Origin of the sequence: Streptomyces sp. YGL11-2 (assembly GCF_050054615.1) — a bacterium.
GTDB lineage: Bacteria > Actinomycetota > Actinomycetes > Streptomycetales > Streptomycetaceae > Streptomyces.
Genome location: NZ_JBNHIN010000002.1, coordinates 186,919 through 213,055, shown reverse-complemented (window position 1 = coordinate 213,055; position 26,137 = coordinate 186,919). Strand labels below are relative to the sequence as shown.

24 protein-coding genes and 2 tRNA genes are annotated in these 26,137 nt (G+C 71.0%); 13 read left to right on the top strand and 13 right to left on the bottom strand.

Features of this window, described 5'->3' with window-relative positions:
- Positions 1-258: 258 nt before the first annotated feature.
- Positions 259-1,530, bottom strand: coding sequence for an ABC transporter permease (locus ACO1BR_RS03265; RefSeq protein ID WP_426793490.1), 1,272 nt, complete (start codon positions 1,528-1,530; stop codon positions 259-261).
- Between the two features lie 173 nt (positions 1,531-1,703).
- Here ACO1BR_RS03265 and ACO1BR_RS03260 point away from each other — a divergent pair, with 173 nt between their 5' ends.
- Entirely contained in the window at positions 1,704-2,138 is a 435-nt protein-coding gene (locus tag ACO1BR_RS03260) for a MarR family winged helix-turn-helix transcriptional regulator (RefSeq protein ID WP_426793489.1), read from the top strand.
- 27 nt (positions 2,139-2,165) lie between these two features.
- On the opposite strand, the gene ACO1BR_RS03255 is transcribed toward ACO1BR_RS03260, so the two are convergent.
- Positions 2,166-2,528 (bottom strand): winged helix-turn-helix transcriptional regulator, encoded by a 363-nt coding sequence (locus ACO1BR_RS03255; RefSeq protein WP_426793488.1) that lies wholly within the window; start codon positions 2,526-2,528, stop codon positions 2,166-2,168.
- Positions 2,529-2,654: 126 nt separating this feature from the next.
- Between ACO1BR_RS03255 and ACO1BR_RS03250 the strand changes: the two genes are divergently transcribed.
- Complete coding sequence (locus ACO1BR_RS03250) at positions 2,655-3,305, top strand: FMN-dependent NADH-azoreductase (RefSeq protein ID WP_426793487.1); 651 nt, start codon at positions 2,655-2,657, stop codon at positions 3,303-3,305.
- Positions 3,306-3,985: 680 nt separating this feature from the next.
- On the opposite strand, the gene ACO1BR_RS03245 is transcribed toward ACO1BR_RS03250, so the two are convergent.
- Positions 3,986-4,069: transfer RNA gene (locus tag ACO1BR_RS03245), tRNA-Leu, on the bottom strand.
- 483 nt (positions 4,070-4,552) lie between these two features.
- On the opposite strand from ACO1BR_RS03245, the gene ACO1BR_RS03240 reads away from it, so the two are divergent.
- From ACO1BR_RS03240 to pknB, 6 genes are all read left to right on the top strand, one after another.
- Positions 4,553-5,371 carry an FhaA domain-containing protein gene (locus tag ACO1BR_RS03240; RefSeq protein WP_426793486.1) on the top strand — a complete coding sequence of 273 codons (819 nt, stop codon included), beginning with the start codon at positions 4,553-4,555 and terminating at the stop codon, positions 5,369-5,371.
- Positions 5,372-5,381: 10 nt separating this feature from the next.
- Positions 5,382-5,900 (top strand): FHA domain-containing protein FhaB/FipA, encoded by a 519-nt coding sequence (locus tag ACO1BR_RS03235; protein WP_426793485.1) that lies wholly within the window; start codon positions 5,382-5,384, stop codon positions 5,898-5,900.
- Positions 5,901-6,032: 132 nt separating this feature from the next.
- A complete protein-coding gene (locus ACO1BR_RS03230; protein ID WP_426793721.1) occupies positions 6,033-7,568 on the top strand; it encodes a PP2C family protein-serine/threonine phosphatase in 1,536 nt (511 codons plus the stop codon).
- A gap of 22 nt (positions 7,569-7,590) precedes the next feature.
- Complete coding sequence (locus ACO1BR_RS03225) at positions 7,591-8,973, top strand: FtsW/RodA/SpoVE family cell cycle protein (RefSeq protein ID WP_426793484.1); 1,383 nt, start codon at positions 7,591-7,593, stop codon at positions 8,971-8,973.
- Positions 8,970-10,439: a peptidoglycan D,D-transpeptidase FtsI family protein gene (locus ACO1BR_RS03220; protein WP_426793483.1), complete on the top strand. Its 1,470-nt coding sequence runs from the start codon at positions 8,970-8,972 to the stop codon at positions 10,437-10,439. Before ACO1BR_RS03225 ends, ACO1BR_RS03220 begins: the two co-directional genes overlap by 4 nt.
- 146 nt (positions 10,440-10,585) lie before the next feature.
- Positions 10,586-12,583, top strand: coding sequence for a Stk1 family PASTA domain-containing Ser/Thr kinase (gene pknB, locus ACO1BR_RS03215; protein ID WP_426793482.1), 1,998 nt, complete (start codon positions 10,586-10,588; stop codon positions 12,581-12,583).
- A gap of 86 nt (positions 12,584-12,669) precedes the next feature.
- Here pknB and ACO1BR_RS03210 read toward each other — a convergent pair whose 3' ends face one another.
- The 6 genes from ACO1BR_RS03210 to ACO1BR_RS03185 all read right to left on the bottom strand — a co-directional run bounded on the left by ACO1BR_RS03210 (position 12,670) and on the right by ACO1BR_RS03185 (position 17,398).
- Positions 12,670-13,419 carry a class E sortase gene (locus tag ACO1BR_RS03210; protein WP_426793481.1) on the bottom strand — a complete coding sequence of 250 codons (750 nt, stop codon included), beginning with the start codon at positions 13,417-13,419 and terminating at the stop codon, positions 12,670-12,672.
- Positions 13,420-13,445: 26 nt separating this feature from the next.
- Complete coding sequence (locus ACO1BR_RS03205) at positions 13,446-14,987, bottom strand: class E sortase (protein WP_426793480.1); 1,542 nt, start codon at positions 14,985-14,987, stop codon at positions 13,446-13,448.
- Positions 14,984-15,640: an aminodeoxychorismate/anthranilate synthase component II gene (locus ACO1BR_RS03200; RefSeq protein ID WP_159502823.1), complete on the bottom strand. Its 657-nt coding sequence runs from the start codon at positions 15,638-15,640 to the stop codon at positions 14,984-14,986. Before ACO1BR_RS03200 ends, ACO1BR_RS03205 begins: the two co-directional genes overlap by 4 nt.
- Entirely contained in the window at positions 15,637-15,813 is a 177-nt protein-coding gene (locus ACO1BR_RS03195; protein WP_201304759.1) for a hypothetical protein, read from the bottom strand. The genes ACO1BR_RS03200 and ACO1BR_RS03195 overlap by 4 nt, the downstream gene beginning before the upstream one ends.
- A gap of 81 nt (positions 15,814-15,894) precedes the next feature.
- Entirely contained in the window at positions 15,895-16,587 is a 693-nt protein-coding gene (locus ACO1BR_RS03190) for a class E sortase (RefSeq protein ID WP_426793479.1), read from the bottom strand.
- Positions 16,588-16,624: 37 nt separating this feature from the next.
- Entirely contained in the window at positions 16,625-17,398 is a 774-nt protein-coding gene (locus tag ACO1BR_RS03185; protein WP_426793478.1) for a DUF881 domain-containing protein, read from the bottom strand.
- A gap of 178 nt (positions 17,399-17,576) precedes the next feature.
- Between ACO1BR_RS03185 and crgA the strand changes: the two genes are divergently transcribed.
- Entirely contained in the window at positions 17,577-17,831 is a 255-nt protein-coding gene (crgA, locus tag ACO1BR_RS03180; protein WP_043265204.1) for a cell division protein CrgA, read from the top strand.
- A gap of 244 nt (positions 17,832-18,075) precedes the next feature.
- Here the strand turns inward: crgA and ACO1BR_RS03175 are convergent, their stop codons facing one another.
- Both ACO1BR_RS03175 and ACO1BR_RS03170 read right to left on the bottom strand, forming a co-directional pair.
- Positions 18,076-18,984: a rhomboid family intramembrane serine protease gene (locus ACO1BR_RS03175; RefSeq protein ID WP_426793477.1), complete on the bottom strand. Its 909-nt coding sequence runs from the start codon at positions 18,982-18,984 to the stop codon at positions 18,076-18,078.
- A gap of 119 nt (positions 18,985-19,103) precedes the next feature.
- A complete protein-coding gene (locus ACO1BR_RS03170; protein ID WP_426793476.1) occupies positions 19,104-19,631 on the bottom strand; it encodes a peptidylprolyl isomerase in 528 nt (175 codons plus the stop codon).
- A gap of 293 nt (positions 19,632-19,924) precedes the next feature.
- Here ACO1BR_RS03170 and ACO1BR_RS03165 point away from each other — a divergent pair, with 293 nt between their 5' ends.
- Positions 19,925-20,644 carry a DUF5324 family protein gene (locus tag ACO1BR_RS03165; protein WP_426793475.1) on the top strand — a complete coding sequence of 240 codons (720 nt, stop codon included), beginning with the start codon at positions 19,925-19,927 and terminating at the stop codon, positions 20,642-20,644.
- Between the two features lie 58 nt (positions 20,645-20,702).
- Here ACO1BR_RS03165 and ACO1BR_RS03160 read toward each other — a convergent pair whose 3' ends face one another.
- A complete protein-coding gene (locus ACO1BR_RS03160; RefSeq protein WP_426793474.1) occupies positions 20,703-21,623 on the bottom strand; it encodes a LysR family transcriptional regulator in 921 nt (306 codons plus the stop codon).
- A 92-nt stretch (positions 21,624-21,715) separates the two neighbouring features.
- On the opposite strand from ACO1BR_RS03160, the gene ACO1BR_RS03155 reads away from it, so the two are divergent.
- Complete coding sequence (locus ACO1BR_RS03155) at positions 21,716-23,089, top strand: MFS transporter (RefSeq protein WP_426793473.1); 1,374 nt, start codon at positions 21,716-21,718, stop codon at positions 23,087-23,089.
- Positions 23,090-23,670: 581 nt separating this feature from the next.
- Here the strand turns inward: ACO1BR_RS03155 and ACO1BR_RS03150 are convergent.
- Positions 23,671-23,743: transfer RNA gene (locus ACO1BR_RS03150), tRNA-Ala, on the bottom strand.
- 129 nt (positions 23,744-23,872) lie between these two features.
- Between ACO1BR_RS03150 and ACO1BR_RS03145 the strand changes: the two genes are divergently transcribed.
- Together ACO1BR_RS03145 and ACO1BR_RS03140 are read left to right on the top strand one after the other, a co-directional pair.
- Entirely contained in the window at positions 23,873-24,421 is a 549-nt protein-coding gene (locus ACO1BR_RS03145; RefSeq protein ID WP_043265208.1) for a helix-turn-helix domain-containing protein, read from the top strand.
- A gap of 67 nt (positions 24,422-24,488) precedes the next feature.
- On the top strand, positions 24,489-25,871 hold the full coding sequence (locus ACO1BR_RS03140) for a protein kinase domain-containing protein (RefSeq protein WP_426793472.1): 1,383 nt from the start codon (positions 24,489-24,491) through the stop codon (positions 25,869-25,871).
- Positions 25,872-26,137: the final 266 nt, after the last annotated feature.

The window sequence follows — 26,137 nt, the reverse complement described above, 5'->3', positions numbered from 1 at the left end:
ACCGGCGCCCCCACATCCGTCCGGCTCACCGGCTGTTTCCGGTGCGCCGATCACGACGTTACCGAGACTCGTGCGGAGGCTGCAGGGCCTGTGGATAACTCTCCGCGCGCCGGGAACGACCGGGTGGAGGTGCGGAGTTGAGGGACAGGGTGGAAAGGACCACGTCCGGCCCCCACATCCGACGTCCATGGCTCACGCATCCACGCCCGGATATCCGCACACCCGCACACCCACGGCCCACACGCCCAGAGCCCCGGCCTACACCCCCACCGCTTCTTCCATCTCCTCTTCGGCGTCCGCCCGTTCCGGCTGTCGTGCCGCCGGCCGCCGCGGTGCCCGCTCCGGCACCGTTGCGGCGATCGCGGCTGCCGCCACTGCCGTCGCGTTGGCCACGGCGTCGGCTTCGGCTGCGCGCCGCCGCCGTTCGGCGAGTGTGGCGACGCCGACCACGAGCAGGCCGGCGAGCAGCCAGCCGACCAGCGTCCAGACGTGGCGGGCGAGGCCGTAGCCGTCGAAGTAGACGTGGCTGCGGGTGCCTTCCACGAAGCCGGCGCCGTTCCAGAAGGAGTGGAGGGCGGCGAAGAACCCGTTCTGCATCTCGGGGCGGAAGATCCCGCCGGACGAGGTGAAGTTGAGCATCACGAACAGCGCCATGACTCCGAGCGTCGTCCAGCGCTTGAGGAAGGTGTGCAGGCCGGTGCCGATCAGCAGGATGCCCGCGGAGTACAGCCAGGCCATGCCCCACAGTCCCCACCTGCCGTGGTCGACGAGGTGGAAGACGGGGCCGGCGAACAGCGTTCCGATGATGCTGACCACGAAGGACGTGCCGATGGCCAGCATGGCCCGCAGCCGCATCGGGAGGGCGGCTCCGGCGCCGCCGATGACGGCGACGGAGGCGTACGAGCCGATGCTGATGGCGACGAGCAGGAAGAAGATGCCCTGTCCTGTGGGGTCGTCGTTGGCGGTCGGCGCCACGTCGGTGACCTTCAGGGGGGCGCCCTGCCGGGCGGCGAGCGGGGTGAAGATCTTCTGCACGACGGAGGCGCTGGTGTCGGAGCCGGCGGTGGCGACGAGCAGTTCGGGGGCGGGCTTGGCGGCGGTGCCGCGGGAAGGCGCCGCCTCCGAGGCCGTGGTGCCCGGAGCGGTCCCCGGCACGGTGTCCGATGCCGCGGCTCCGCCGGCGGCGGGGCCGGTGCCGCCCATCACGTACGCGCCGAAGATCTCCTGGTGCTTCAGCTGCTCGACGGCCGCGGCGCGGTCGGGCACGGTGCGTGCCTCCAGGTCGCCGTGTGCCGTGTCGTTGAGGGTCTGGGCGAGCACCTGGGCGTGGGTGCCGGATCCGACGACCGCGACGGGCAGCTGGTGGGGTGTGGGGTGGGCGAATGCGCCGAGGTAGGCCAGTCCCATCCCGATGCACATCAGGAGCGGGGTGATCAGGTGTGTCAGTACGTGCCGCAGCTCGCCCCGTTGGGCGCCGCGCCGTTCGTTTCGGTGGTCGTTTCGGTGGTCGGTGCGTCGGACCGCGCTCATGGGCAAGCCTTCTCCGCTGGTCGTCTGGTCGTCGGGGGAGTTGTCGCCGGTCGGCGGCTCCGGGTGGTCGGGTCGCGCGCGGCCAGTAGGTGGCACTTGCCACTCATAAGGTTGGCAATTACAACTCTCAATCCACGTTGTACTATACAACTACTTCGGCGAAAGGCAACCACGTGACCCACCGCGACGACTCCGTCGAGACCATCCAGCAGGAGATGACCGCCTTCGCCCGGCGCGCCCGCGCGACCGCCGCGCGGATGCACCCCGAGCTGTCCCTGGTCTCCTACACACTGCTGGCGCACCTCGACGACCAGCACGGATGCCGTGCCACCGACCTCGCGGCGCACTACCTCCTGGACAAGTCGACGGTCAGCCGGCAGATCGCCGCCCTGGAGAAGCTCGGGTTCGTCGAGCGCCGCGTGGACCCGGACGACCAGCGCGTCCAGGTGTTGCATCCCACAGCGGAGGGCGCCCAGGTGCTGGCCAACGTCACCGCCAGTCGCCGCCAGGCGTTCCACGAGCGGCTCGCCGACTGGGACGAGGCCGATCTCGACCGGTTCGCGTCGTATCTGGCGCGCTACAACGCCGCGCAGGAGCGGCTCGGTTGAACCCGCACGCCCTCGGGGGCCGAGGGGCTACTTACGGAACCGCTCCGGGCACTGCCCGCCGTCGGCCAGATAGGTCTCCGCCCAGCGCCCCAGCTCCTGGAGCGCGGACTCCATCGCGCGTCCGGCCTCGGTGAGCCGGTAGGCGACCCGCAGCGGGGGCCCGGCATCGACCTCGCGGACGACCAGGCCGGTCGCCGCCAGCTCCATCAGGCGGTCGGACAGCATCCGCTCGCTGATCCCGGGGATGGCCCGGCGCAGGTCCGCGAAGTGCACGGGTCCGGGCATCAGGGTCGCCACGATGAGGCCCGTCCAGCGCTTTCCGAACAGCTCGAAGACGCGCGTCATGCCGTCGTCGACCTTCCTGCACGTCGCCTCGCTGTGGTCCGCCATGCACCCAGGGTACCGCCCTCCGGTTGGCTGCTAAAAAAAAGTAAGTTCCTGTGCTATGAATAGTGACGTACGGATTTCAACCAGCGGCCGGGCACCCTCCGGCCGCGTACCGAAGGACGGGTCCCCATGGCCACGCTTCTGCTCATCGACTCCTCCGTCTTCCCCGAGGGCGGCTCCGCCTCCCGCTCGGTGACCGCGACCTTCCGCAAGACCTGGGAGGAGCAGCACCCCGACGGCACCGTCATCCACCGCGACCTGGGCGCCGACCCGGTCCCCCACCTCGACGGCGTCGGCGCCTCCGCCGGCTTCTCCGACCCCGCCACCCACACCCCCGAGCAGCAGGCCGCCTTCGCGCTGCGCACCCAGCTCGCCGAGGAGCTGGAGCGGGCCGACGCGATCGTCATAGGCGCGCCCATGTACAACTTCACGATCCCGTCCACCCTGAAGGCGTGGCTCGACCAGGCGATCATCATGGGCCGTACGGCCGGTGAGAACTCGTCCCTCAAGGGCAAGCCGGTCACCGTCGTCGCCAGCCGCGGCGGTTCGTACGCGCCGGGCACCCCGCGCGAGCCCTTCGAGTACGTCCAGAACTACCTGGAGGCCGTGCTGAACGGCGGGTTCGGCCTGGAGGTCGACTTCATCGTGCCCGAGCTGACGATGGCGCCCGTCAACCCGGCGATGGCCGAGCTGGTCCCGCTGTACGAGACCTCCCGCGAAAAGGCCCACGAGGAGGCGGCGGCCAAGGCCAAGGCCCTCGTCGAGCGCCTCGCCGCCTGACAGGACGGCCTCCCCCACCGGCCGGACACCGCGCGCACGTCCGGCCCTGACGCGCCCGCCCCGGGGCTGCGGTCACGAGCCTGCCGCCCGTGCCCCAACGCCCCCGGGCCCGCGCCCCGTTCAGCCGCCCCGACTCTCCCCACCCGGTGCCCTCCCCAGAGCCACCGTCGCCGGCGCCCCGACGGCGAGCGCGCCGCCCGGCCCCAGCACACCGACGGTCCCCCAGCCGTCCACGCCCCGCCCGCCGGCCGGCCCGCCCGGCGCGCCCAACCCGACGGCCCCGTTGAACACCGCCACGAACAGCGCGGCGGCGGCCTCCCGGGCGCCCGGTGCCGCCCGCCGTCAGCCAGGTCCGCGTACCGGCCGACAGGCCCCCGTAGGCCGACCCCCGGACGGCCACCAGGACCGCCGCCCCGGCACCCCCGCGTCGCGCCCCACCGCCGGCATCGGCAGCCCCACCGCCGGCGCCGCTCCGCCCGCGAAACCGCCCGGGTCCGCGTGTGCGGTGCGGCGGTGACCGCGGCCACAGAATCCGCCGCCGGGATACGCGAACAGCCGGGCGGCGGCGCGAATGTGACGTATGACTCAAGTCGCCCCCGTCACGCCGTGCGGGGCGGGCCGCGGGCATGACGAAAGACCCCCGGTCTCCGGATTTCTCCGGAGACCGGGGGTCTCATCTGTGCGCGAGGGGGGAGTTGAACCCCCACGCCCTTTCGGGCACTGGAACCTGAATCCAGCGCGTCTGCCTATTCCGCCACCCGCGCATGGGTGCTGCCGGTTTATTCTCTCACGCGATCCGGGTTGTTCCGTCCGGGTCTTGTGCGAGCGCCTTCCGACATGCAGAACACTAGCACGCTGTCTGGGGAGCCTTCACACGCCTTTCCCCCGGTCCCCGGCCTGCGGGGACCGGTCGGCACTCCGCGGCGTCCTCGTACGTTCGCCGGGAGGATCCCCGGCGCTGGCCGGACTCGGCCCCCGCCCCCTCGGACGGGTCGGCGGTTGCGGGACACTGTTAACGGGGCACATCTACGATCGCAGTGCACACGAGGCGACAACACGGAACGACACGGAACGACACGGAACGACGAGGAGGCTGGCGGGGACGACGACGGGCACGGGCAACCCTGTGGTGGGCGACACTCGTCCTCCAGGCAGGAAAGGGGAACCAGCTGATTTCCCGGCGCGTGGATACGATCAGTAAGCAGTATCAGGACGACCCTGAGGAAGACTGAGGAAGGAGGTGCCCCGTGGGAGTACTGAAGCGCTTCGAGCAGCGACTCGAAGGTCTCGTCAACGGCACCTTCGCCAAGGTGTTCAAGTCCGAGGTGCAGCCCGTTGAGATCGCCGGCGCGCTGCAGCGCGAGTGCGACAACAACGCCACCATCTGGAACCGCGACCGCACGGTCGTCCCCAACGACTTCATCGTCGAACTGAGCACCCCGGACCACGAGCGGCTGAGCCCGTACAGCGGGCAGCTCGGTGACGAGCTCTCCGGCATGGTCCGCGACTACGCCAAGCAGCAGCGGTACACCTTCATGGGCCCGATCAAGGTCCATCTGGAGAAGGCCGACGACCTCGACACCGGCCTCTACCGCGTCCGCAGCCGCACGCTCGCCTCCAGCACGTCCCAGGACCACCCGGGCCAGGCCGCGGCGGCCGCCCGCACCGCGGTGCCCCGCGGCGGTCATGTGAGTCCGCCCCCCATGCCCACGTCCCCGCCCCCCGGCGGCGCGGCGCCCGTACCCCGTACGGCGCCGCCCGGTGCGGGGCCGCAGCCCCACGCGCAGACCAGGCGCTGGATCGAGATCAACGGCACCCGCCACCAGATCTCCCGTCCGACCCTGGTGCTGGGCCGCAGCACCGACGCCGACGTACGGATCGACGACCCGGGGGTCTCCCGGCGTCACTGCGAGATCCGGGTCGGAACGCCCCCCACGATCCAGGATCTGGGATCCACCAACGGCATCGTGGTGGACGGGCAGCACACCACCCGCGCTAGTCTCCGCGACGGCTCGCGGATCGTCGTGGGCAGTACCACCATCGTTTACCGGCAAGCCGAAGGGTGAAGCGGGGCCAATGTCAGAGCTGACCCTCACGGTCATGCGGTTGGGTTTCCTCGCCGTACTGTGGCTGTTCGTCATCGTGGCCGTCCAGGTCATCCGCAGCGACCTGTTCGGCACGCGCGTCACACAACGCGGTGCCGCCCGTCGCGGCGGGGAACCGCGCGCCCAGCGCCAGTCCGCGCCGCCGCAGCAGCGGCGCCAGGAAGGCGGTCGCGGCGGCAACCGCCAGCGGCGCGGTGCCCCCACCAAACTGGTGGTCTCCGAAGGCACGTTGGCCGGTACGACCGTCGCCCTCCAGGGGCAGACGATCTCCCTGGGGCGGGCGCACGACTCCACGATCGTGCTGGACGACGACTACGCGTCCAGCAGGCATGCCAGGATCTACCCGGACCGTGACGGCCAGTGGATCGTCGAGGATCTGGGTTCCACCAATGGCACGTACCTTGACCGGACCCGACTGACGACCGCGACACCCATTCCGCTGGGAGCCCCGATCCGCATCGGCAAGACCGTCATCGAGCTGCGGAAGTAGTACGACAATGAGCGAGCGGAGCGAGCGAGCCGTGACGGTCCACTCGGCGGACCCGGGCGTGCTCCCGACCGGAGGGTGGGCAGTGTGGCTCGACGAGACCGGCTGTACCCCGAGCCGACGGGTGAGGTGCGCATGAGTCTGTCGCTGCGCTTCGCCGCCGGATCGCACAAGGGCATGATCCGCGAGGGGAACGAAGACTCCGGTTATGCCGGGCCCCGTCTGCTCGCCATCGCCGACGGCATGGGCGGCCAGGCCGCCGGTGAGGTCGCCTCGTCGGAGGTGATCTCCACCCTCGTCCAGCTCGACGACGACGTCCCGGGCTCGGACATCCTCACGTCTCTGGGCACCGCCGTGCAGCGCGCCAACGACCAGCTGCGGGTGATGGTCGAGGAGGATCCCCAGCTGGAGGGCATGGGGACGACGCTGACCGCCCTGCTGTGGACGGGTCAGCGGCTCGGTCTCGTCCACGTCGGCGACTCGCGCGCCTATCTGCTGCGCGACGGGGTGCTGACGCAGATCACCCAGGACCACACCTGGGTGCAGCGGCTGGTCGACGAGGGCCGCATCACCGAGGAGGAGGCCACCACCCACCCGCAGCGGTCGCTGCTGATGCGGGCGCTGGGCAGCGGCGACCACGTCGAGCCGGACCTGTCGATCCGCGAGGTGCGGGCCGGGGACCGGTATCTGATCTGCTCGGACGGGCTGTCCGGGGTGGTCAGCCACCAGACCCTCGAAGAGACCCTGGCGAGCTATCACGGGCCGCACGAGACCGTGCAGGAGCTGATCCAGCTCGCGCTGCGCGGCGGCGGGCCCGACAACATCACCTGCATCGTCGCCGACGTCCTGGACGTGGACGGCAACGAGGCGATGGCCGGCCAGCTCAACGACACCCCGGTGATCGTGGGCGCGGTCGCCGAGAACCAGCATCAGCTCAACGACCCCAGCACGCTCCAGACGCCGGCCGCCCGCGCCGCGGAGCTGGGCCGCCGGGACGCTCCGCCTGCTCCCGGGGGTGCCTTCGGGCCGCCCGGAAGCGGTGACCCGGAGGTCGGCGGGATGCCGCAGGGTTCGTTCGGCGCGTTCACCGACGAGGACTTCCTCAAGCCGCGGCGGCGCGGTCGGTGGCTCAAGGCGTCGCTGTTCACCGCGCTCGCGCTGGCCGTGATCGGCGGCGGGCTCTACGCGGGCTACCAGTGGACGCAGACGCAGTACTTCGTCGGCGCCAAGGACGACCACGTCGCGCTCTACCGGGGCATCAGCCAGGACCTGGCCTGGATCAAGCTGAACTCCGTCGACGAGGACCACCCCGAGATCGAACTCAAGTACCTGCCGGTCTACCAGCGGAACCAGGTCAAGGAGACGATCGCGGTCGACAACCGCGGCCAGGCCAGCGAGAAGGTCACCGAGCTCGGCAAGCAGGCCAGTGCCTGCCAGTCCAAGGAGCAGCGGGAGGCCGCCGAGCGCGCCGCGGCCGCCGCCAAGGGCAAGGAAACGCAGCCCACCAAGCCCGGCGGCAAGCCCACGGCCGGCGACAAGACGGGCAAGACCGGCACGGGCAGCGGCCTGGCCGGGACGCTCTCGGCGACCGCCAACACCCCCACCCCCACGCCCAGCCAGACGCCCTCAGAGGAGCAGCAGAAGCTGGAAAAGAATTGCAGCACCCAGTGAGGGCGTAGGGGGCCGTAGATTCATGAGCAGCATCACCACCACGACCACCATCGGCACGTTCGCGGCGCCGAGCCGGCGCAACACGGAAATGGCGCTGTTGGTCTTCGCGGTGCTGATCCCGGTGTTCGCGTATGTCAACGTGGGCCTGGCGAAGGACGGTTCGGTGCCGGCCGGTGCGCTGGGTTACACCGTGGGTCTGGGGCTGCTGGCGGGTGTGACGCATGTCATCGTGCGCAAGTGGGCGCCGTACGCCGACCCGTTGATGCTGCCCGTGGCGACGCTGCTCAACGGCATGGGTCTGGTCTTCATCTGGCGCCTTGACCAGGAGCCTTCGCTCGGCAAGGCGATGGCGCCGAACCAGTTGCTGTGGTCGGCGCTCGGTGTCGCGCTGTTCATCGGCATGCTGATCCTCCTCAAGGACCACCGCGTCCTGCAGCGCTACACCTACGTCTCGATGGTGGTCGCGCTGGTGCTGCTGATCGCGCCGGTGTTCTTCCCCGGTGTGAACGGTGCGAAGATCTGGATCACGATTCCGGGGCTCGGATCGCTGCAGCCGGGCGAGTTCGCGAAGATCGTCATCGCGATCTTCTTCGCCGGGTACCTGATGGTGAAGCGAGACGCGCTGGCGCTGGCCAGCCGCCGTTTCCTGGGGCTCTACCTGCCGCGCGGCCGGGACCTCGGCCCGATCCTGGTGGTCTGGGCGCTGAGCCTGATGATCCTGGTCTTCGAGACGGACCTCGGCACGTCCCTGCTGTTCTTCGGCCTGTTCGTGGTGATGCTCTACGTCGCCACCGAGCGCACCAGCTGGATCGTGTTCGGTCTGCTGCTCAGCGCGGGCGGCGCGGTCGCGGTGGCCAGCTTCGAGTCGCATGTGCAGACCCGGGTGCACAACTGGCTGAACCCGCTGGAGCTGGTCAACGGCGGGGTGACCGAGACCGCGCAGGCGATGTACTCCTTCGGGTCCGGCGGCCTCCTGGGCTCCGGTCTGGGGCAGGGCTACTCCCGGCTGATCCAGGGCATCGCGCCGAAGAGCGACTACATCCTGGCCACCGTGGGCGAGGAGGTCGGCCTCGCCGGGCTGATGGGCATCCTGCTGCTGTACGGTCTGCTGATCGAGCGCGGTATCCGTACGGCGCTGGCCGCCCGCGACCCGTTCGGCAAGCTGTTGGCCGTCGGTCTGACCGGCGCCTTCGCCCTGCAGGTCTTCGTGGTGGCCGGCGGTGTGACGGGCCTGATCCCGCTGACGGGCATGACCATGCCGTTCCTGGCACAGGGCGGCTCGTCCGTCATCGCGAACTGGGCGCTGGTGGGGATCCTGATCCGCATCAGCGACACCGCGCGCCGTCCCGCTCCCACTCCCGCACCGTCGACCGACGCCGAGATGACCCAGGTGGTCCGCCCGTGAACAAGCCCCTGCGCCGGGTCGCGATCTTCTGCGGCCTGCTCGTCCTCGCCCTGCTGATCCGCGTGAACTGGGTGCAGTTCGTGCAGAGCGACCAGCTCAAGAACGACCCGCACAACCGCCGGGTCGCCATCGAGCGCTACAGCACGCCGCGCGGCAACATCATCGTCGCCGGCAAGGCCATCACCGGGTCGGCGACCACCGACGTCGGCGACTTCAAGTACAAGCGCACGTACAAAGACGGCAAAATGTGGGCACCGGTCACCGGCTACGCCTCGCAGGCGTTCGACTCCAACCAGTTGGAGAAGCTCAACGACGCCATCCTCACCGGCACCGACGACCGGCTCTTCTTCAGCCGCACCGTGGACATGTTCACCGGCGGCAAGCAGAAGGGCGGCAACGTGGTGACCACGCTGGATCCCAAGGCCCAGAAGGCCGCCTTCGACGGTCTCGGCAACAGCAAGGGCGCGGTCGTCGCGCTCAACCCGGAGACCGGTGCGATCCTGGCGCTGGCCAGCACCCCGTCGTACGACCCGTCCACGTTCGCGGGAATGAGCAACAAGGACGCCGCGGCGTACAACGCGCTGCAGAAGAAGAACGACCCGGACGAGCCGATGCTCAACCGGGCGCTGCGCCAGACCTACCCGCCCGGCTCCACCTTCAAGATCGTCACCGCCTCGGCGGCCCTGGAGAACGGCCTCTACACCGACGTCGACGCCAAGACCGACTCCCCGGTGCCGTACACGCTCCCCGACACCGCCGGCGTGCAGCTGAAGAACGAGGGCGACATCCCCTGCGAGAACGCCAGCATGCGGGTGGCGCTGCAGTGGTCCTGCAACACCGTCTTCGGCAAGATCAGTGGGGATCTCGGCAACAAGAAGATGAAGGCCGAGGCGGAGAAGTTCGGCTTCAACAACGACATGATCGACACTCCGGTCCGCGCCGCCGAGAGCATCTTCCCCAAGGACAACCGGCCGCAGAACGCGATGGCCGGCATCGGCCAGGCGTCGAACCGCGCCACCCCGCTGCAGATGGCCATGGTCGCCTCGGCGGTCGCCAACGGCGGCAAGCTGATGAAGCCGTACATGGTCGACCAGCTGGTCGCGCCGAACCTCAACGTCGTCCAGCAGCACACGCCGCAGGAGATGAGCCGGCCGCTCAAGCCGGAGAACGCGCAGAAGATCCAGAGCATGATGGAGACCGTGGTCAAGGAGGGCACGGGAACCAACGCGCAGATCCCCGGCGTTACTGTCGGCGGGAAGACGGGCACCGCGCAGCACGGCGAGAACAACAAGGACAACCCGTACGCCTGGTTCATCTCCTACGCGAAGACCGCCAAGGGAACCCCGGTCGCGGTCGCCGTCGTCATTGAGGGATCGGACACGCTCCGGGACGACATCGCCGGTGGCAAGCTGGCCGCTCCGATCGCAAAAGGCGTGATGGAGGCGGTCATCTCGGGCGAGAAGTGACGCGGGTCATGCCCATACCGGTCACGTATCAGGTTGCGGCTCCGGCCCGGTCCGATACGGCGTGCCGGGTACGGTATGCCCGGACAGCACACCGCCGGACCACACACCGGTGCGGTCGGGACTGACGGAGAGGGCTGGAGAAGCTTATGGAAGAGCCGCGTCGCCTCGGCGGCCGGTACGAGCTGGGCTCGGTGCTCGGCCGTGGTGGCATGGCCGAGGTCTACCTCGCGCATGACACCCGCCTCGGCCGCACCGTAGCGGTGAAGACACTGCGGGTGGACCTCGCCCGCGACCCGTCCTTCCAGGCCCGGTTCCGCCGTGAGGCCCAGTCGGCCGCCTCGCTGAACCATCCGTCGATCGTCGCGGTCTACGACACCGGCGAGGACTACGTCGACGGGGTGTCGATCCCGTACATCGTCATGGAGTACGTCGACGGGTCGACGCTCCGTGAGCTGCTGCACTCCGGGCGGAAGCTGCTGCCCGAGCGGTCGCTGGAGATGACGACCGGCGTCCTGCAGGCGCTGGAGTACTCGCACCGGGCCGGCATCGTGCACCGCGACATCAAGCCCGCCAACGTCATGCTGACCCGCACCGGCCAGGTCAAGGTCATGGACTTCGGTATCGCCCGCGCCATGGGCGACGCCGGGATGACCATGACGCAGACCGCGGCGGTGATCGGTACCGCGCAGTACCTCTCGCCGGAGCAGGCCAAGGGCGAGCAGGTCGACGCCCGCTCGGACCTGTACTCCACCGGCTGCCTGCTCTACGAGCTGCTGACCGTGCGCCCACCGTTCGTCGGCGACTCACCGGTCGCGGTGGCGTACCAGCACGTCCGGGAGGAGCCGCAGAAGCCCAGCAACTTCGATCCCGAGATCTCGCCCGAGATGGACGCCATCGTCCTCAAGGCGCTGGTCAAGGACCCGGACTACCGCTACCAGTCGGCCGACGAGATGCGCGCCGACATCGAGGCGGCGCTGGACGGCCAGCCGGTCGCGGCGACCGCGGCGCTGGGTGCGGTCGGCTACGACCAGGACCAGCCCACGACGATGCTGCGCCCGCAGGACCCGGGCGGCCCGAAGACGTCGATGATGCCGCCGATAAGCGCGGACGACGGGGGCTACGGCTACGACGAGCGCACCGACCGGCGCCGGGGCGGCGGCCGGAAGAAGAGCAACGTCTCGACGATCCTGCTGGTCCTCGCGGCCATCCTCGTCCTGGTCGGTGCCATCTTCATCGGCAAGGCGATGTTCAGCGGCGGCAACAAGGGCTCCAAGGTCCCGGTGCCGAACCTCGTCGGCAAGACGCTGGCGGAGGCCACGGAATTCGGCCACAACGGCTCCTTCAATGTCGTCAAGGGCGGCAGCAAAGCCTGCGACAACGCCAAGAAGGGCCAGGTCACCGAGCAGGACCCGGCGGCCGACTCGAACATCGACAAGGACGGCACGGTCACCGTCACGATGTGCTCGGGCACGGTGAAGGTCGCCGTCCCGGATGTGACGGGCTACACCTTCGACAAGGCCAAGACGATTCTGGCCGGCAAGGGCTTCACCAACGTCCAGCAGCAGCAGAAGGTCTCGGACGCCAAGCCTGGCACCGTCACGGAACAGAGCCCCGACCCTCAGTCCGAGGCGCCCAAGGACACCCAGATCACGCTGACCATCGCGCAGGCGACCCCGAAGGTGACCGTCCCGGACGTCAAGGGGCAGGACGTCAATGCCGCGACCAAGCAGCTGCAGGACCAGGGCTTCACGGTCCAGCGGGGGCCGGACCGGAATGTGACCGACCCGTCGCAGAACGGCAAGGTCGTCGGCGAGAGCCCGGACGGCAACACCCAGGCGGCGCCGAACTCCACGGTCACGCTGACGGTCGGCAAGGCGGCGGCGCAGACGCCGGTGCCGAACGTGGTCGGCCAGAAGGTGAAGGACGCGAAGAAGACGCTGCAGCAGGCAGGCTTCAACAACATCCAGTTCGCCGGCGGTAGTTCGCAGGACGACAAGGCCATGGTCATGGCGCAGGACCCGCAGCCCGGGACCCCCGCGGACCCCGCGTCGACCACCGTGACGCTGACCACCGCCGGTGGCCAGGGCGACAACGGCAACGGCGGAGGGTTCTTCGGCGGGGCCTTCGGAGGCAAGAACAACTAGCGGCCCGCACCGCGTCGTACGACGGAGCCCCGGCAGCCCATGGAGGGCGGCCGGGGCTTTGTCGTGTGGGGCCGGGTGCGCGGGTCCTAGCGGAGTTCCTCGGGGGGCGTGCGGTCCGCGTCGACCTTCTGGGTGCGGACCAGCTCGCCCCAGACGATGTAGCGGTAGTCCGAGGTGTAGACGGGGGTGCAGGTCGTGAGCGTGATGTAGCGGCCCGCCGTGTGCTTGCCGGACTCCGCGGGGACCTTGTCGAGGACGGTCACGTTGTACTTCGAGGTCTGCGGCAGCGTCGCGAAGACCTTGTAGACGTACCAGGTGTCCTTCGTCTCGAAGACGATCGGATCGCCGTCCTTGAGCTTGTCGATGTTGTGGAACTTGGCGCCGTGACCGTCGCGGTGCGCGGCGAGGGCGAAGTTGCCCTTCGTGTCCTGCGGCAGCGCCGACTTGACCGGCTTGGTGTAGTAGCCGGCGACGCCTTCGTTGAGGACGTCGGTGTCGGTGCCCTTCTTGACCAGCACCTCGCCGTTGTCCATCGCCGGTACGTGCAGGAAGCCGATGCCGTCCTTGGTGTCCAGCTCCCCCGGTCCCTTGGGGCCGGCGGGCGGCGGCGCCGCCCAGTGCTTGCGGACCTGGTCGCTCTGCTTGTGCGACTCGCGGTCGGCGAGGACGTTGGTCCACCACAGCGAGTAGGCGACGAACAGCCCCAGGATCACGCCGGCCGTGATCAGCAGCTCACCGATGACGCTGATGACGGAGGCGACGGCCGCCCACCTCCGGCGCGGGTTCGACGACCGCGCGGACCGGTCGCTGTCCTGGTCGATTCCGCTGGCAGTCACCGCGGCGCACCCTTCTTTTGTTTCGCTCAGCCGGCGAGCGCTTCCGGTTTGCCCTTGCTCCGCGGTCGCTCGTCGACCATCTTGCCCCAGACGATCAACCGAAAGGTACTGGTGAACTCCGGTGTGCAGGTGGTCAGGGTGATGTAGCGACCCGGACCGGTGAATCCCGAACCCGGCGGTACCGGACCGATCACGCTGGTGTTACTGGGCGACGTCTGCGGGAGGACGCTCTCCATCTCGTACGTGTAGTACGCGCTCTGCGTCTCCACGACGATTTTGTCGCCCTTGGTGAGCCGGTTGATGTACCGAAACGGCTCACCGTGGGTGTTGCGGTGGGCCGCGACCGCGAAGTTGCCCTTCGGGTCCCACGGCATCGCCGTCTTGGTCCCGCTGCTGGCGTTGTAGTGGCCGATCATGCCGTGGTCCAGCACCGTGGTCTTGTCGATGCCCTCGGCGATCGGGGCCTTCACGTCGAGCTTGGGGATGTACATGATCCCGAAGCGCTCACCGACCGCGAGGTTCTTCTTCTCGCCGCCGCCCTTGTCCCACTGCTGCTGCAGGGTGTTGGCGGCGCCGCCCGCCTCCTCGTCGGCCCGCACGTTCGTCCACCACAGCTGGTAGGTGACGAAGAGCAGCATCAGCACGCCGAGGGTGATGAACACTTCGCCCAGTGCGCGGCTGGCGATCAGGCTGGGGCTGTCCTTGGCGGCGCGCTGGGCACGGCGGGCCTCGACCCGGGTCATGGGGGCCTTGGGCGATTCGGCGGCCGTCGCGGTGGCGGCAGCGGTGGCCTCGGCTGCCACGACTCCATGGCGGCCGTGGCGGCCACCTCGCCGGGCGGCCTGCTGAGCGGCCTTGCGGCGGGCCGCGCGGCCTTCCGGCGCCGGGTCGGTCCCGGTTTCACGTGAAACGACCGCGGCGGTGCCGGTTTCACGTGAAACGGCGTCCCGGTCACCCTCCGCCTGGCGCAGGGCCATGGTCTCCTCGTCCCGCTGCGGTCCGGGAGCGGCGGGAGCAGCGGGAGCGGCGGGTTTCGGGACCAGCGGTGGGATCGTGGGGAGCGGCGCCGTCAGGGCCTCGGCGACCGTGAACGGCGGAGGTATCGGCTCGGTCCGTGCGGCGTAACCTCCGCTTCCCAGGCCGCCGTTGACCTGCCCGAAGTCGTCGCGCTCGGGGCCGTAGGACTGCGGACGGCGCGGGGCGGGCGGGGTGGGTGGGGTGTCCTCGGGGGTGGGTTTCCGGTGCCGGGCCGCCGGACGGGGCTGGGGCTGGGTCGGCGGCCGGTTCTGGGCGGGCGGCTCGTGGTGCGGCCGGAACCAGGGGGAGCCCGGCCCCTCGTCGGTCCGCGGTGCCCGCTCCTCCGGTTCGTACGGTCCCGGCAGCGATGCCGCCGCCCGGTCCGGCAGGGGGTCGTTCAGCGGGTCGCTGAGCTGCCGTACCGCCGCCTCGAACGCGTCGGGGGGCCCGTCAGGGGCTCCCGGCTCGTACGGATCCTGCGCCGCGTACGGCCGCTCCGGCTCGTACGGGTCGGAGGATCTGCCGTCACGCTCGGGGCGCAGGGCGGTCACGCGCCGGCCTTGCCGACCACCGGGGCCAGCCCCGCCGAACGCCCCACCGCTCCCTCGTCGCCGCACTCCACCAGCCAGTTGGCGAGCATCCTGTGTCCCCACTCCGTCAGCACCGACTCGGGGTGGAACTGCACGCCCTCCACCGGGAGTTCACGGTGCCGCAGGCCCATGATGATCCGGCCGCCGGGGGCGTCCTCGGCCTCCGTCCAGGCGGTGACCGCCAGCGCGTCGGGGACGGTGTCCGGCTCGACGGCCAGGGAGTGGTAGCGGGTCGCGGTGAAGGGCGACGGCAGTCCGGCGAAGACGCCGGCGCCCTCGTGCAGGACGGGCGAGGTCTTGCCGTGCAGCAGCTCGGGCGCCCGGTCCACCACACCGCCGTAGGCGACGGCCATCGACTGCAGGCCCAGGCACACGCCGAACACCGGGACGCCGGTGTCCGCGCAGTGCCGGACCATGTCGACGCAGACCCCGGCCTGCTCGGGCGTGCCCGGACCGGGGGAGAGCAGCACGCCGTCGAAGCCGTCCTGGGCGTGGCGCGGGGCGACCTCGTCGTTGCGGAGCACCTCGCATTCGGCGCCGAGCTGGTAGAGGTACTGGACGAGGTTGAAGACGAAGCTGTCGTAGTTGTCGACGACGAGAATGCGTGCGGTCATCGGTTGGCTGCCATCCCTTGGTCGACAGTGACGTCATTGAAGGGGAGCAGCGGCTCCGCCCACGGAAAGACCCACTGGAAGAGCACGAAGACGACCGCCAGCACGAGCACCAGGGAAATCAGCGCCTTCACCCACGTGTTGCCCGGCAGCTGCCGCCAGATCCAGCCGTACATGCTGTCGCTGTCCCCTTGCCGATGCCCGTTGACGATGTCGATTGGACACCAGAGTAAGGGGAGAGGCTGTGGGCAGGTGGGTCAGCCGGTCAAAGCCGACGGCCTTCCCTGCTCGACGGGTTGGGTGGAATCCAGGTGGGCCCAGGCGATCAGCCGGTGGCTGTGGCCCCACTCCGGCTCGCAGGTGGTCAGGGTCAGATAGCGTCCGGGCCCCCGGTAGCCGGACTTCTGCGGTACGGGGTCGATCACGCCGATGTCGCCGGGCAGCGTCGTATAGGGACGGTTGTCGATGCGGTAGGTGAACCAGGTCGTGCCGTCGGTGAGGACGACGGCGTCTCCGGGGCGGAGTTGGGGGAAGTCCTTGAAGGGGTCGCCGTAGGTGCGACGGTGGCCGGCGACGGCGAAGTTGCCGATCTCGCCGAGCCGGGCGGTGCGGTCGTAGTGGCCGAGGCCGCGCTGGAGGACGTCGGTGGCGGTGCCCTGCAGGACGGGCTTGGCCCAGTCCGCCCCGAGCCGCGGGATGTACATGACGGCGAAGGACTTTCCGGGCTCGTAGGGGCGGGGGCCTGCGGTGGGCGGGCTGGCGGGCCGGCCGGCGGGGGCGGTGACCGAGCCGGCCGACCACTGGTCCTGGAGCCTGCCGATCTCGCCGGCCATCGCGCTGTCGGCTCGTACGCCGGTCCAGAAGAGGAGGTAGGCGACGAAGAGGACGATCAGCGTGCCGGCGGTGACGCAGATTTCGCTACCCGTCCGCACGATCCACCGCACCGTCATCCGGACCGCCCCTCCCCGCCGTCCCGCGGGCTGCGGGCTACGGCTTCACAGGCTGTGCGTAGTGGAGATCCACTGTGCCGGAGTAGCCGCGAAGAGTCACCGCCTCGTGCTGGTCGACTTTCCAGCCGAGGCCGTAGGCGTTGACGTACTGCAGGTAGTTCTGGATGGCGGGGGACGCGGTCAGCGCCCGGTTGAGGGCGTCGCGGTCGCCAACGGCGGTGATCTTGTAGGGCGGTGAGTAGACGCGGCCCTGGAGGATCAGGGTGTTGCCGACGCAGCGGACGGCGCTGGTGGAGATCAGCCGCTGGTCCATGACCCTGATGCCCTTGGCGCCGCCGTGCCACAGGGCGTTCACCACGGCCTGGAGGTCCTGCTGGTGGATGACCAGGTCGTTGGGCTGCGGCTCGGGGATGCCGGGGATCTTGGCGGTGGCGTTCGGCGGGGCGTCCATGAGCGTGACGGTCAGGCCCGGACCGGACAGCGGATCCAGGCCGGCGGTCTTCTCCAGCTCCCTGAGCCTGGTCTGCTCGGTCGTGGAGGCGCTGCTGGTCTCGCGCCGGGCCAGCGCGTCGACCTCCGCGCGCAGGGCGGCGTTGCGGCCGTCCTGGGCCCCGTTCTTGTGGCTGCGTTCCTGGATGAGGTCGGACAGCCGCAGCATCGAGTCGTCGGAGCGGAGGTTGGTGCCGCGGGCGGTGTCGAAGCTCAGCCAGAACAGCAGCCCGGCGAGCGCGAAGACGACGAGGGTGAGGAGTCGGACGGGCCGCAGCCGCGGGCGGGCCGGACGCCCGGGGATGTCAGCGGAATTGCTCAACGTACCCTTACTCCTTACGACGCCGCGGAAGCACTACGCTAACGGACGCCCGGGAAGGAAATCCGTTCCCATCGTGTCCGTACCCTGGCTCCCGTTCCGTACCGCCCCCGCACGGATGGGGGCACCGCCCGCTCGCCGTGGAGAGCGGGGGAGCAGCACATCGACAGGAGAGTTCCTCGTGCCGAAGTCACGGATCCGCAAGAAGGACGACTTCACGCCGCCGCCGGCGAAGACCACCGCCCTGAAGATGAACTCAGGCCGTGGCTGGGTCGCGCCGCTGATGCTGGCGATGTTCCTGATCGGCCTGGCGTGGATCGTGCTGTTCTACGTGTCCGAGGGCGATCTGCCGATCAAGGCGATGGGCAACTGGAACATCGTCTGCGGCTTTGGCTTCATCGCGGTGGGCTTCGGCATCTCCACGCAGTGGAAGTAGCGCAAGCCCTACCCAAGGCCATCCACACAGTTATCCACAGCCGGGGAAAACTTCAGAAGATCTGTGGATAACCTTCGGGAGGTTGACGCCGGTGTGACCGGCGGTAGCCGTCCGCGGACCGCGTCTCCCCCTGTCCTTCCTGGGGAAACGCAGACCGTCGGGGTCCGGGAGGATCTTCCGCACAGCATGCACAAGATCCGCCACGCACTGTGGACAACGTGGCGCGGTGGTGTGGGTAGGGCTCTCAGCCCACCAGCTGAAGGGTCCGTACCCACACCACCGCGACGATCGCGAGCAGCGCCAGCACACACGTCCCGGCGTGCACCAGCGTCCGGCGGTCGCGCGGCGCGTGCACCATCCCGAACGCCACCGCGGCGCCCACGACCAGCCCGCCGACATGCGCCTGCCAGGCGATGTTCGGCCACAGGAACGTGAAGGCCAGGTTGAGGCCGAGCAGGATCAGCACCGGCTTCATGTCGTAGCGCAGCCGGCGCATCAGCACCGCCGTCGCGCCCAGCAGCCCGAAGATCGCGCCGGACGCCCCCAGCGAGGGCTGGTTCTGCGCGGCGAGGAGATACGTCAGGGCGCTGCCGCCGAGGCCGGCGAGTAGGTAGAGGGTGAGGTAGCGGAGCCTGCCGAGCGCCGCCTCCAGGGGCGGGCCCAGCCACCACAGCGAGAGCATGTTGAAGGCGATGTGCGGGATCTGCTGATGCAGGAAGATCGCGGTCAGCAGGCGGTACCACTCGCCGTGGGCGACGCCGACGAGGTGGTAGCTGCTCGGGTCGACGGCGAGTCCGAGCATGTCCAGCCGGTCGACCAGGCCGCTGCCGGCCGCCAGCACCGCGACGAGGACGGCGGCGTTGACGCCCAGCAGGATCTTGGTGACCAGCCGGGGGTCGGCGGTGACCGTGCCGCCCGCTATCGTGCGCGGCGCGCTCGCACCCGGCGCGTGGCCGGTGCCGCCGCCGCTGCGTACGCAGTCCGGGCACTGGAAGCCGACCGAGGCGCTGACCATGCACTCCGGGCAGATCGGCCGGTCGCAGCGGGTGCAGCAGATGCCGGTCGTCCGGTCGGGATGGCGGTAGCAGCCGGAGCGGCCGTCGCGGCCGTGCGCGTCCTGCGGCTCCTGCGGGCTGCCTGGCACCTGGTCCATGTCCCCTTGTCCCCTTGTCCTCTTTCTCGCCTGAGCGCGTGAACACACCGCCCCGCCCGGTGTACGACCGGACGGGGCGTAATGGTTCCCCCGGACCTCGCCGGGGCACAAGACGCGCCTCAGCGGGTCTCGATGACCACCGACTCGATGACGACGTCCTTCACCGGACGGTCGGTGCGCGGGTTGGTCTGCGTCCCGGCGATGGCATCCACGACCTTCTTGCTGGCGTCGTTGGTGACCTCGCCGAAGATGGTGTGCTTGCCGGTCAGCCACGCGGTCGGCGAGACGGTGATGAAGAACTGCGAGCCGTTGGTGCCCGGACCGGCGTTGGCCATGGCCAGCAGGTACGGCTTGTTGAACGCCAGGTCGGGGTGGAACTCGTCGGCGAACTCGTAACCGGGGCCGCCGGTGCCGTTGCCCAGCGGGTCACCGCCCTGCAGCATGAAGCCGCTGATGACCCGGTGGAAGACGGTGCCGTCGTAGAGGCGGTCGGTGGACTTCTTACCGGTCGCCGGGTGGGTCCACTCCCGCTCGCCGTTGGCGAGCTCGACGAAGTTCTTGACCGTCTTGGGGGCATGGTTCGGCAGGAGCCGAATCTCGATGTCGCCCTGGTTCGTCTTCAGGGTGGCGTAGAGCTGCTCAGCCACGATCTACCTTCCATAGTCTTCACTGACGGTCCCTGATCCTCGCACGAAGCGCCCGCCGAGCGCCCGGCCGCCACCTCTTGACGGTGTTCGTACTCATTTCTCGCGCAGGATGCGGCGCAGCGTGGCATGGTCGTCACAAGGTTCCGGAAGGTCCCCAATGACCCGGATGCCCGCTCACACATGCCGTACGACGCCGGAGCGGGCATGCTCGTCAATCGGGTGGACAGGCGACAGAGCAGCAACGGGGCAGCAGCCCCCGCTACCCGGACACACCGCCGAGGAGGAGGATCCCCGTGACCCGCAAGGACAGCGTGCGCGCCGCGACCGGCACCGCCAAGGACAGCGTGCGGCACGCAGCGGAGGTGGTGGCTCCCTATGCCGGTACGGCCAAGGACGCCGCTGTCCAGTACGCCCACGAGGCCCGTACGCGGCTGGCCCCCGTGGTGGTCGAGGCGGCGCACCAGGCCCGCTCCCAGTACGACGCCCATCTGTACCCGCGTATCGAGCACGCCCGCGGCGCGCTGCCGCCCAAGGTGGACGAGGCGGCGACCCGGGCCGCCTGCCGCACCCGCAAGGCGGCCCGCCAGGCGGCCGACTACGCCGCCCCGCGGCTGGAGAACGCCGTGGACAGCGCCCGCGCGGCGGCCGAGCCGGTGCGCGAGGAGGCGCTCGCCCGCGGCACCGCCGCGCTCGCCGCGCTCCGCGGCCAGGTGACCGCCGCGGAGATCGAGAAACTCCACAAGAAGCAGCAGCGGCGGGCGGCCTGCGGCAAGGCGGCCAAGCGGCTGGCGCTGCTGGGCATCGTGGTGGCCGGCGCGGTCGCCGCCTGGAAGTGGTGGGACAAGCAGGCCAACCCGGACTGGCTGGTCGAGCCGCCGGCCCCCACCGAGGTCGGCGAGCGCGGCCATCTGAGCGCCGTCGACGGCAGCGAGGGCGCCCCGCTCGACCCCGAGGTCCAGGCCAAGCAGGCCGAGGCCGACGACGACGAACGGGGCGGCGGCTCCACCGCCTGATCCGTACCGCCACGGGCCGCGCTCCCCCACGGGGGCGCGGCCCGCGGCGTACGGCCGCTCAGGACGCCTCGGCCCGGTGCCCGGCCGCCGGCAGCGGGTCGGCGCGCCGGGCCACGTCGAGGAGGGCGTGCAGCGGGCGCTCGGCGAGGCCGAGGCGGGGGCGCCACTGGGCGACGATGCTGACCGGGCGGAGCGGTTCGGTCAGCCGCAGCGCGACCAGCTCCCCCGTCTCCAGCTCCCGCGCCACCGCCAGCTCCGGCAGCAGCGAGACACCGCGGCCGTGCCCGGTCAGCCGCAGCAGCGCGGACAGCGAGCCGGTGATCATCGCGAGGTGCGCCCCGGCGAGCAGGTCGCGCCCGAAGCGGTCCACCAGCATCTCGGAGGTGCAGCCCGGCTCGGCGACCAGGAAGTCGTACGCCAGCAGCTGATCCGGCGTCACCTGCGCGCTCCCGGCCAGGGGATGGCCGCAGGACGCCACCAGCATCGTGCGGTCATGGCCCACGACCACGTGCGGACCGACCGCCCGCCGCCCGTTGTCGTACTGGAACGTCACGTCCAACTCGCCCGCGCCGAAGGCCCGTTCCACCAGGCTGCGGCTGCCGACGGTCAGCTCGACCTCGACGTCCGTACCGGGACCGCCGGCGCCGTACTCCAGCGCCGCCAGCACCTCCGGCATCCAGGCGTGCGCCAGCGACTCCTGGGAGCCGATGCGCAGCCGGGGCCGGTCGCCGAGCGCGGCCCGGCGCATCCGCTCCTCCAGCTCCAGCGCCTCACGGGCGTGCGGCAGCAGCCGGCGCCCGGCGTCGGTGAGCGTCGCGCCCGTGCCGGCGCGAACCAGCACGGCGGCGCCCAGCTCCGCCTCCAGGCGCTTGAGCTGTGCGCTCACACTCGACTGCGCATAGCCCAACTCCTGGGCGGCGGCGGATATTCCGCCGTGATCGGCGACGGCGACGAAGGCACGCAGATAACGGGAGTCCACCCCACCAGCATGCCACCGCCATCGGACATTCCGATGGGGCCATCGAGAGTGCGGCGTCGCCGAACCCCGGCCCGCCGGGCCACCGTTCCCCCATGACCACCGATGCCATGGCGCGCTGCGCCGCCGCCGCACCGCCGGCGCCCGTACGGTCCCGGCTCGCCTTCGCCGGGATCGCCGCCGGGAACCTGCTCGTCCTCCTGGACACCTCCGTCCTCAACGTCGCCGTCCCCGACCTCCAGCACTCCCTCCACCCGGCCGCCGCCGCACTCCCCTGGACCGTCGACGCGTACACCGTGGTCTTCGCCGGACTGCTCCTCGCGGCAGGCGTGTTCGCCGACCGGTGGGGCGCGCGGCGGGTCTACGTCACCGCCCTCAGCGCCTTCGCCGTGCTGTCCGTACTGTGCGCCGCGGCGCCCGACGCCGGGTCGCTGATCGCCGGACGGGCCCTGCTGGGAGCCGCCGGCGCCGGGCTGGTCCCCGCCTCGCTCGCGCTGCTGATCGCCCTCAACCCGGACCCCGCCCGGCGCACCCGCGCCATCGGGGCCTGGGCCGCACTGAGCGGCCTGGGCGCCGCCGCCGGGCCCGTACTGGGCGGCGGGCTGATCGAACTCGGCGGCTGGCGGCTGGTGTTCCTCGTCAACCCGCCGCTCGCGCTCGCCGCCCTGCTGCTCGCCCGCCGGCTCCCGGCGCCGGCCGCCCGGTCCGCGGGCACCGCCCTGGACCGCTCCGGGCTGCTGCTGTCCACCGCCGCACTCGCCGCGCTCACCTTCGGCCTGGTCGAGGCCGGCATCGAGGGCTGGGCCGCGCCGTACGCCTGGGGGCCGATCGCCGCTGCGCTGCTCGCCGGCGCCGCGCTGACCGCCGTGGAACGCCGCGCCGCCGCTCCCGTACTGCCGCCCACACTGCTGGCCCTGCCCCGGGTGCGGGCCGCGATGCTGGCCGCCGCGGTGTCCTGCTTCGCCTACTTCGGCGGGATGTACCTGCTCGCCGTCCGGCTCCAGCACGCCTACGGGCTCTCCCCGTTGGCGGCCGGCCTGGCGTCGCTGCCGCTCACCTTCCCGGTGTGCGTGATGCCCTTCTTCACCGGCCGCCTGGTGGCCCGGCACGGGGCCCGCCCGGTGCTGCTGACCGGAATGTCGGCCACCGCGCTGGCCGGGGCGCTGCTGCTCCTCGCCGGCGGCGGGCACGCCCCGCTCGCCGTGGTCGTCGCGGCCGAGCTCGCCCTCGCCGCCGCGGGCACCCTCTCCATCCCCGGCGCCGCCGCGGAGATGGCCGTCGCCGCGCCGGCCGAGCTGGCCGCGACCGGCCAGGGCGCCCTCAACGGCATCCGGCAGGCGGGCTCGGCGCTCGGCGTCGCGGTCCTGGGCACCCTGGGCGGCCTGCCGGGCGCGGGCGGCGTACTCGTCGTCATCGGATCGGCCGCGCTGCTGCTGGTCTTCCGCGCGGGTGCCACCGCCCGCCGGTGACGGCGGGCCCCGCCCGCCGCACCGGTCCGCACCGCGGCACGGACCGCACAGACCACACAGACCGTACAAATAGACTTCCCGGCCGCGTCCCCGCAGGTCGGAGGGGTTCATGCGGTGGAGCCCAGGGGGCGAACCCGCAACCGGGACGCGACTGGTACGTGATCGAAGAGGAGGTCTCCCGGGAGCAGTCGGTGAGCGGCCTTCCGATGTACGGCGACGCCTTCCCCGAGGAACGCTGAAGCAGAGCACATGAGTTTGCCCAGGTTCCTCGGCTCCTTCCGCGGCTCAGGCTCGGTGAACTCGACCGCGCCGCCGCCCCGGCCGGTCGCCTCCCTGAGAAGTACGGCTGTCCCGGATCCGGGCCGCACGACGTACACCACCGCCCAGCGGCTGCGGGCGCATCGGACGAGCTGCACGGGGTCCAGGGGATCCACCGGGGGAACAAGAGCCGCCCCGCAGCCCGTGAACAGGGAGCCGCAAGGCTCTTCGTCAGCGCCGCCGCGCTGACACGCCAGCACGGAAAACCGGGACAAAAAGACCCCTCCAACCGCGTTTCCGCAGGTCAGAGAGGTCTGATGGAGTGGAGCCTAGGGGAGTCGAACCCCTGACATCTGCCATGCAAAGACAGCGCTCTACCAACTGAGCTAAGGCCCCTTCGCGGAACAGGGTACCCGGTGTGGGCGCGCTTTCCCGACCGGGTATCGCCGCACACCGTTGCTCTCCGTAGGATGCTTCGCGAGATTCGCGGCAGCGAAGCGCGATCGGGGAGACAGGGGAGACGGCATGGACGCAGCACAGCAGGAAGCCACCGCGCGGGCCCGGGAGCTCCAGCGCAGTTGGTACGGGGAACCTCTGGGCGCGCTGTTCCGCCGGCTGATCGACGACCTCGGGCTCAACCAGGCCCGGCTGGCCTCGGTGCTCGGCCTGTCCGCGCCGATGCTGTCCCAGCTGATGAGCGGGCAGCGCGCCAAGATAGGCAACCCGGCCGTGGTCCAGCGGGTCCAGGCGCTCCAGGAGCTGGCCGGGCAGGTCGCGGACGGCAGCGTGAGCGCCGCGGAGGCCACCGACCGGATGGAGGAGATCAAGAAGACGGCGGGCGGCTCGGTGCTGAACAACACCGCGCAGACCACGTCCTCCACGGGAGCCACCACGGTGCGCCGGGTGGTGCGGGAGATCCAGTCGCTCCTGCGGTCGGTCTCCGACGCCGGGGACATCATCGAGGCGGCGACCACCCTCGCCCCCACGCACCCCGAACTGGCAGAGTTCCTCAGGGTCTACGGTGCCGGCCGCACCGCGGACGCGGTCGCCCATTACGAGGCGCACCAGAGTTAGCCGGGGAGCGTTGGCCAGCCGAGAGTCGGTCGCAGGGGACTCGTGAGCCAGAAGCGGACGGGGCGCAATGGGTGAGATCTTCGCCGGTCGGTACGAGCTCGTGGATCCGATCGGACGGGGCGGAGTGGGCGCGGTCTGGCGCGCCTGGGACCACCGGCGGCGCCGCTACGTGGCGGCCAAAGTGCTCCAGCAGAGCGACGCGCACACGCTGTTGCGCTTCGTCCGCGAACAGGCACTGCGGATCGACCACCCGCATGTGCTGGCCCCCGCGAGCTGGGCCGCGGACGACGACAAGGTGCTGTTCACCATGGATCTGGTGCACGGCGGCTCGCTGGCCCATCTGTCCGGCGACTACGGCCCGTTGCCGCCGCGGATGGTCTGCACCCTGATGGACCAGCTGCTGGCCGGACTGACCGCCGTACACGCCGAGGGCGTGGTGCACCGGGACATCAAACCGGCGAACCTCCTGCTGGAGGCGACCGGCACCGGCCGCCCCCATCTGCGGCTGTCCGACTTCGGCATCGCGATGCGCAAGGGAGAGCCGCGGCTCACCGAGACCAACTACGTGGTGGGCACGCCCGGTTACTTCGCGCCGGAGCAAATGCTCGGCGCCGAACCGGACTTCCCCGCCGACCTGTTCGCCGCCGGGCTGGTCGCGCTGTCCCTGCTCACCGGCGTCAAGCCGGATGCGGAGGCGTTGATCCGGCATTTCGCGGACCACGGCATACCGAACGCCCCCGAAGGCGTACCGGAACCGCTGTGGCAGGTGCTGGCCTCACTGGTGCACCCGGATCCGGACGCCCGCTTCAAGACGGCGACGGGAGCCCGGAAGGCGCTGTTGGCGGCGGCCGAGCTGCTGCCCGAGGCGACGATCGAGGACGAGGTCGTCGAGGTCTTCGACCACATCGGGCCGCTGCCCGCCGGATTCGGGCCGGACGGGCCACTGCGCCCGGCCGGCGGCGACGGCGCGACCGACAGCACCATCGTGGCCACCTCCGGGACCGGCGAGCCGGCCGCCGTCGGGCCCGGCTCCCTGTCGGACACCGGGAGCTTCCAGCTCGCGCCGCCGGAGCCGCAGATCCCGCCGCAGCCGAGCACCCCGCCGACCCCGGCGCCGATGCCGCCGGGACCGCCGCCCGCCCGGAACGTCCCGGCCCCGCCGAGCACCCCGCCGCGGACCCCCGCCCCGATGCCCCGCTACGAGCCGACCGCCGCCGGCCACCCGGAGGCGTCCGCGACCCGCCCGTACACCACCGGGCAGCCCCCGCTCCCCGGCCCGCCGCCGGGCGCCGCCCACGCCCCGGTGACGCCTTCCCCGGGCTCCGCCGCGGCGCCGCGCCCCGACATCCCGGACCGCAGACCGGGGCCGCCTCCGAAGGTCGCGATCCCGGTACTCATCGTGGCGCTGCTGTGCATCGCGGTCGGCGTCTGGGCCCTGTTCGCCGCCTGACACCTGCGGGCCAGGGGCTTTGGCGGGATGTCCGGGCCGATGAGGCGGGCGGCGTGGTCCGCGACCTTGGTCCCGGGCCGCGGCGCGGCGGCCGCGGAGAAGTAGGCGTTGCCGGTGGCGTCGAGAGAGACGGCGTAGTACTTGGTCCCACCGCGCTTGATGGTGTCGGCGTGCTGCCCCGGCGCGAGCTGCGGGGCGTTGGCGGTGTCCGCGCTGCCCTTGACCGCCGTGCCGTCGGGCGCCCTCGCACAGCCCGGCAAGCCGCC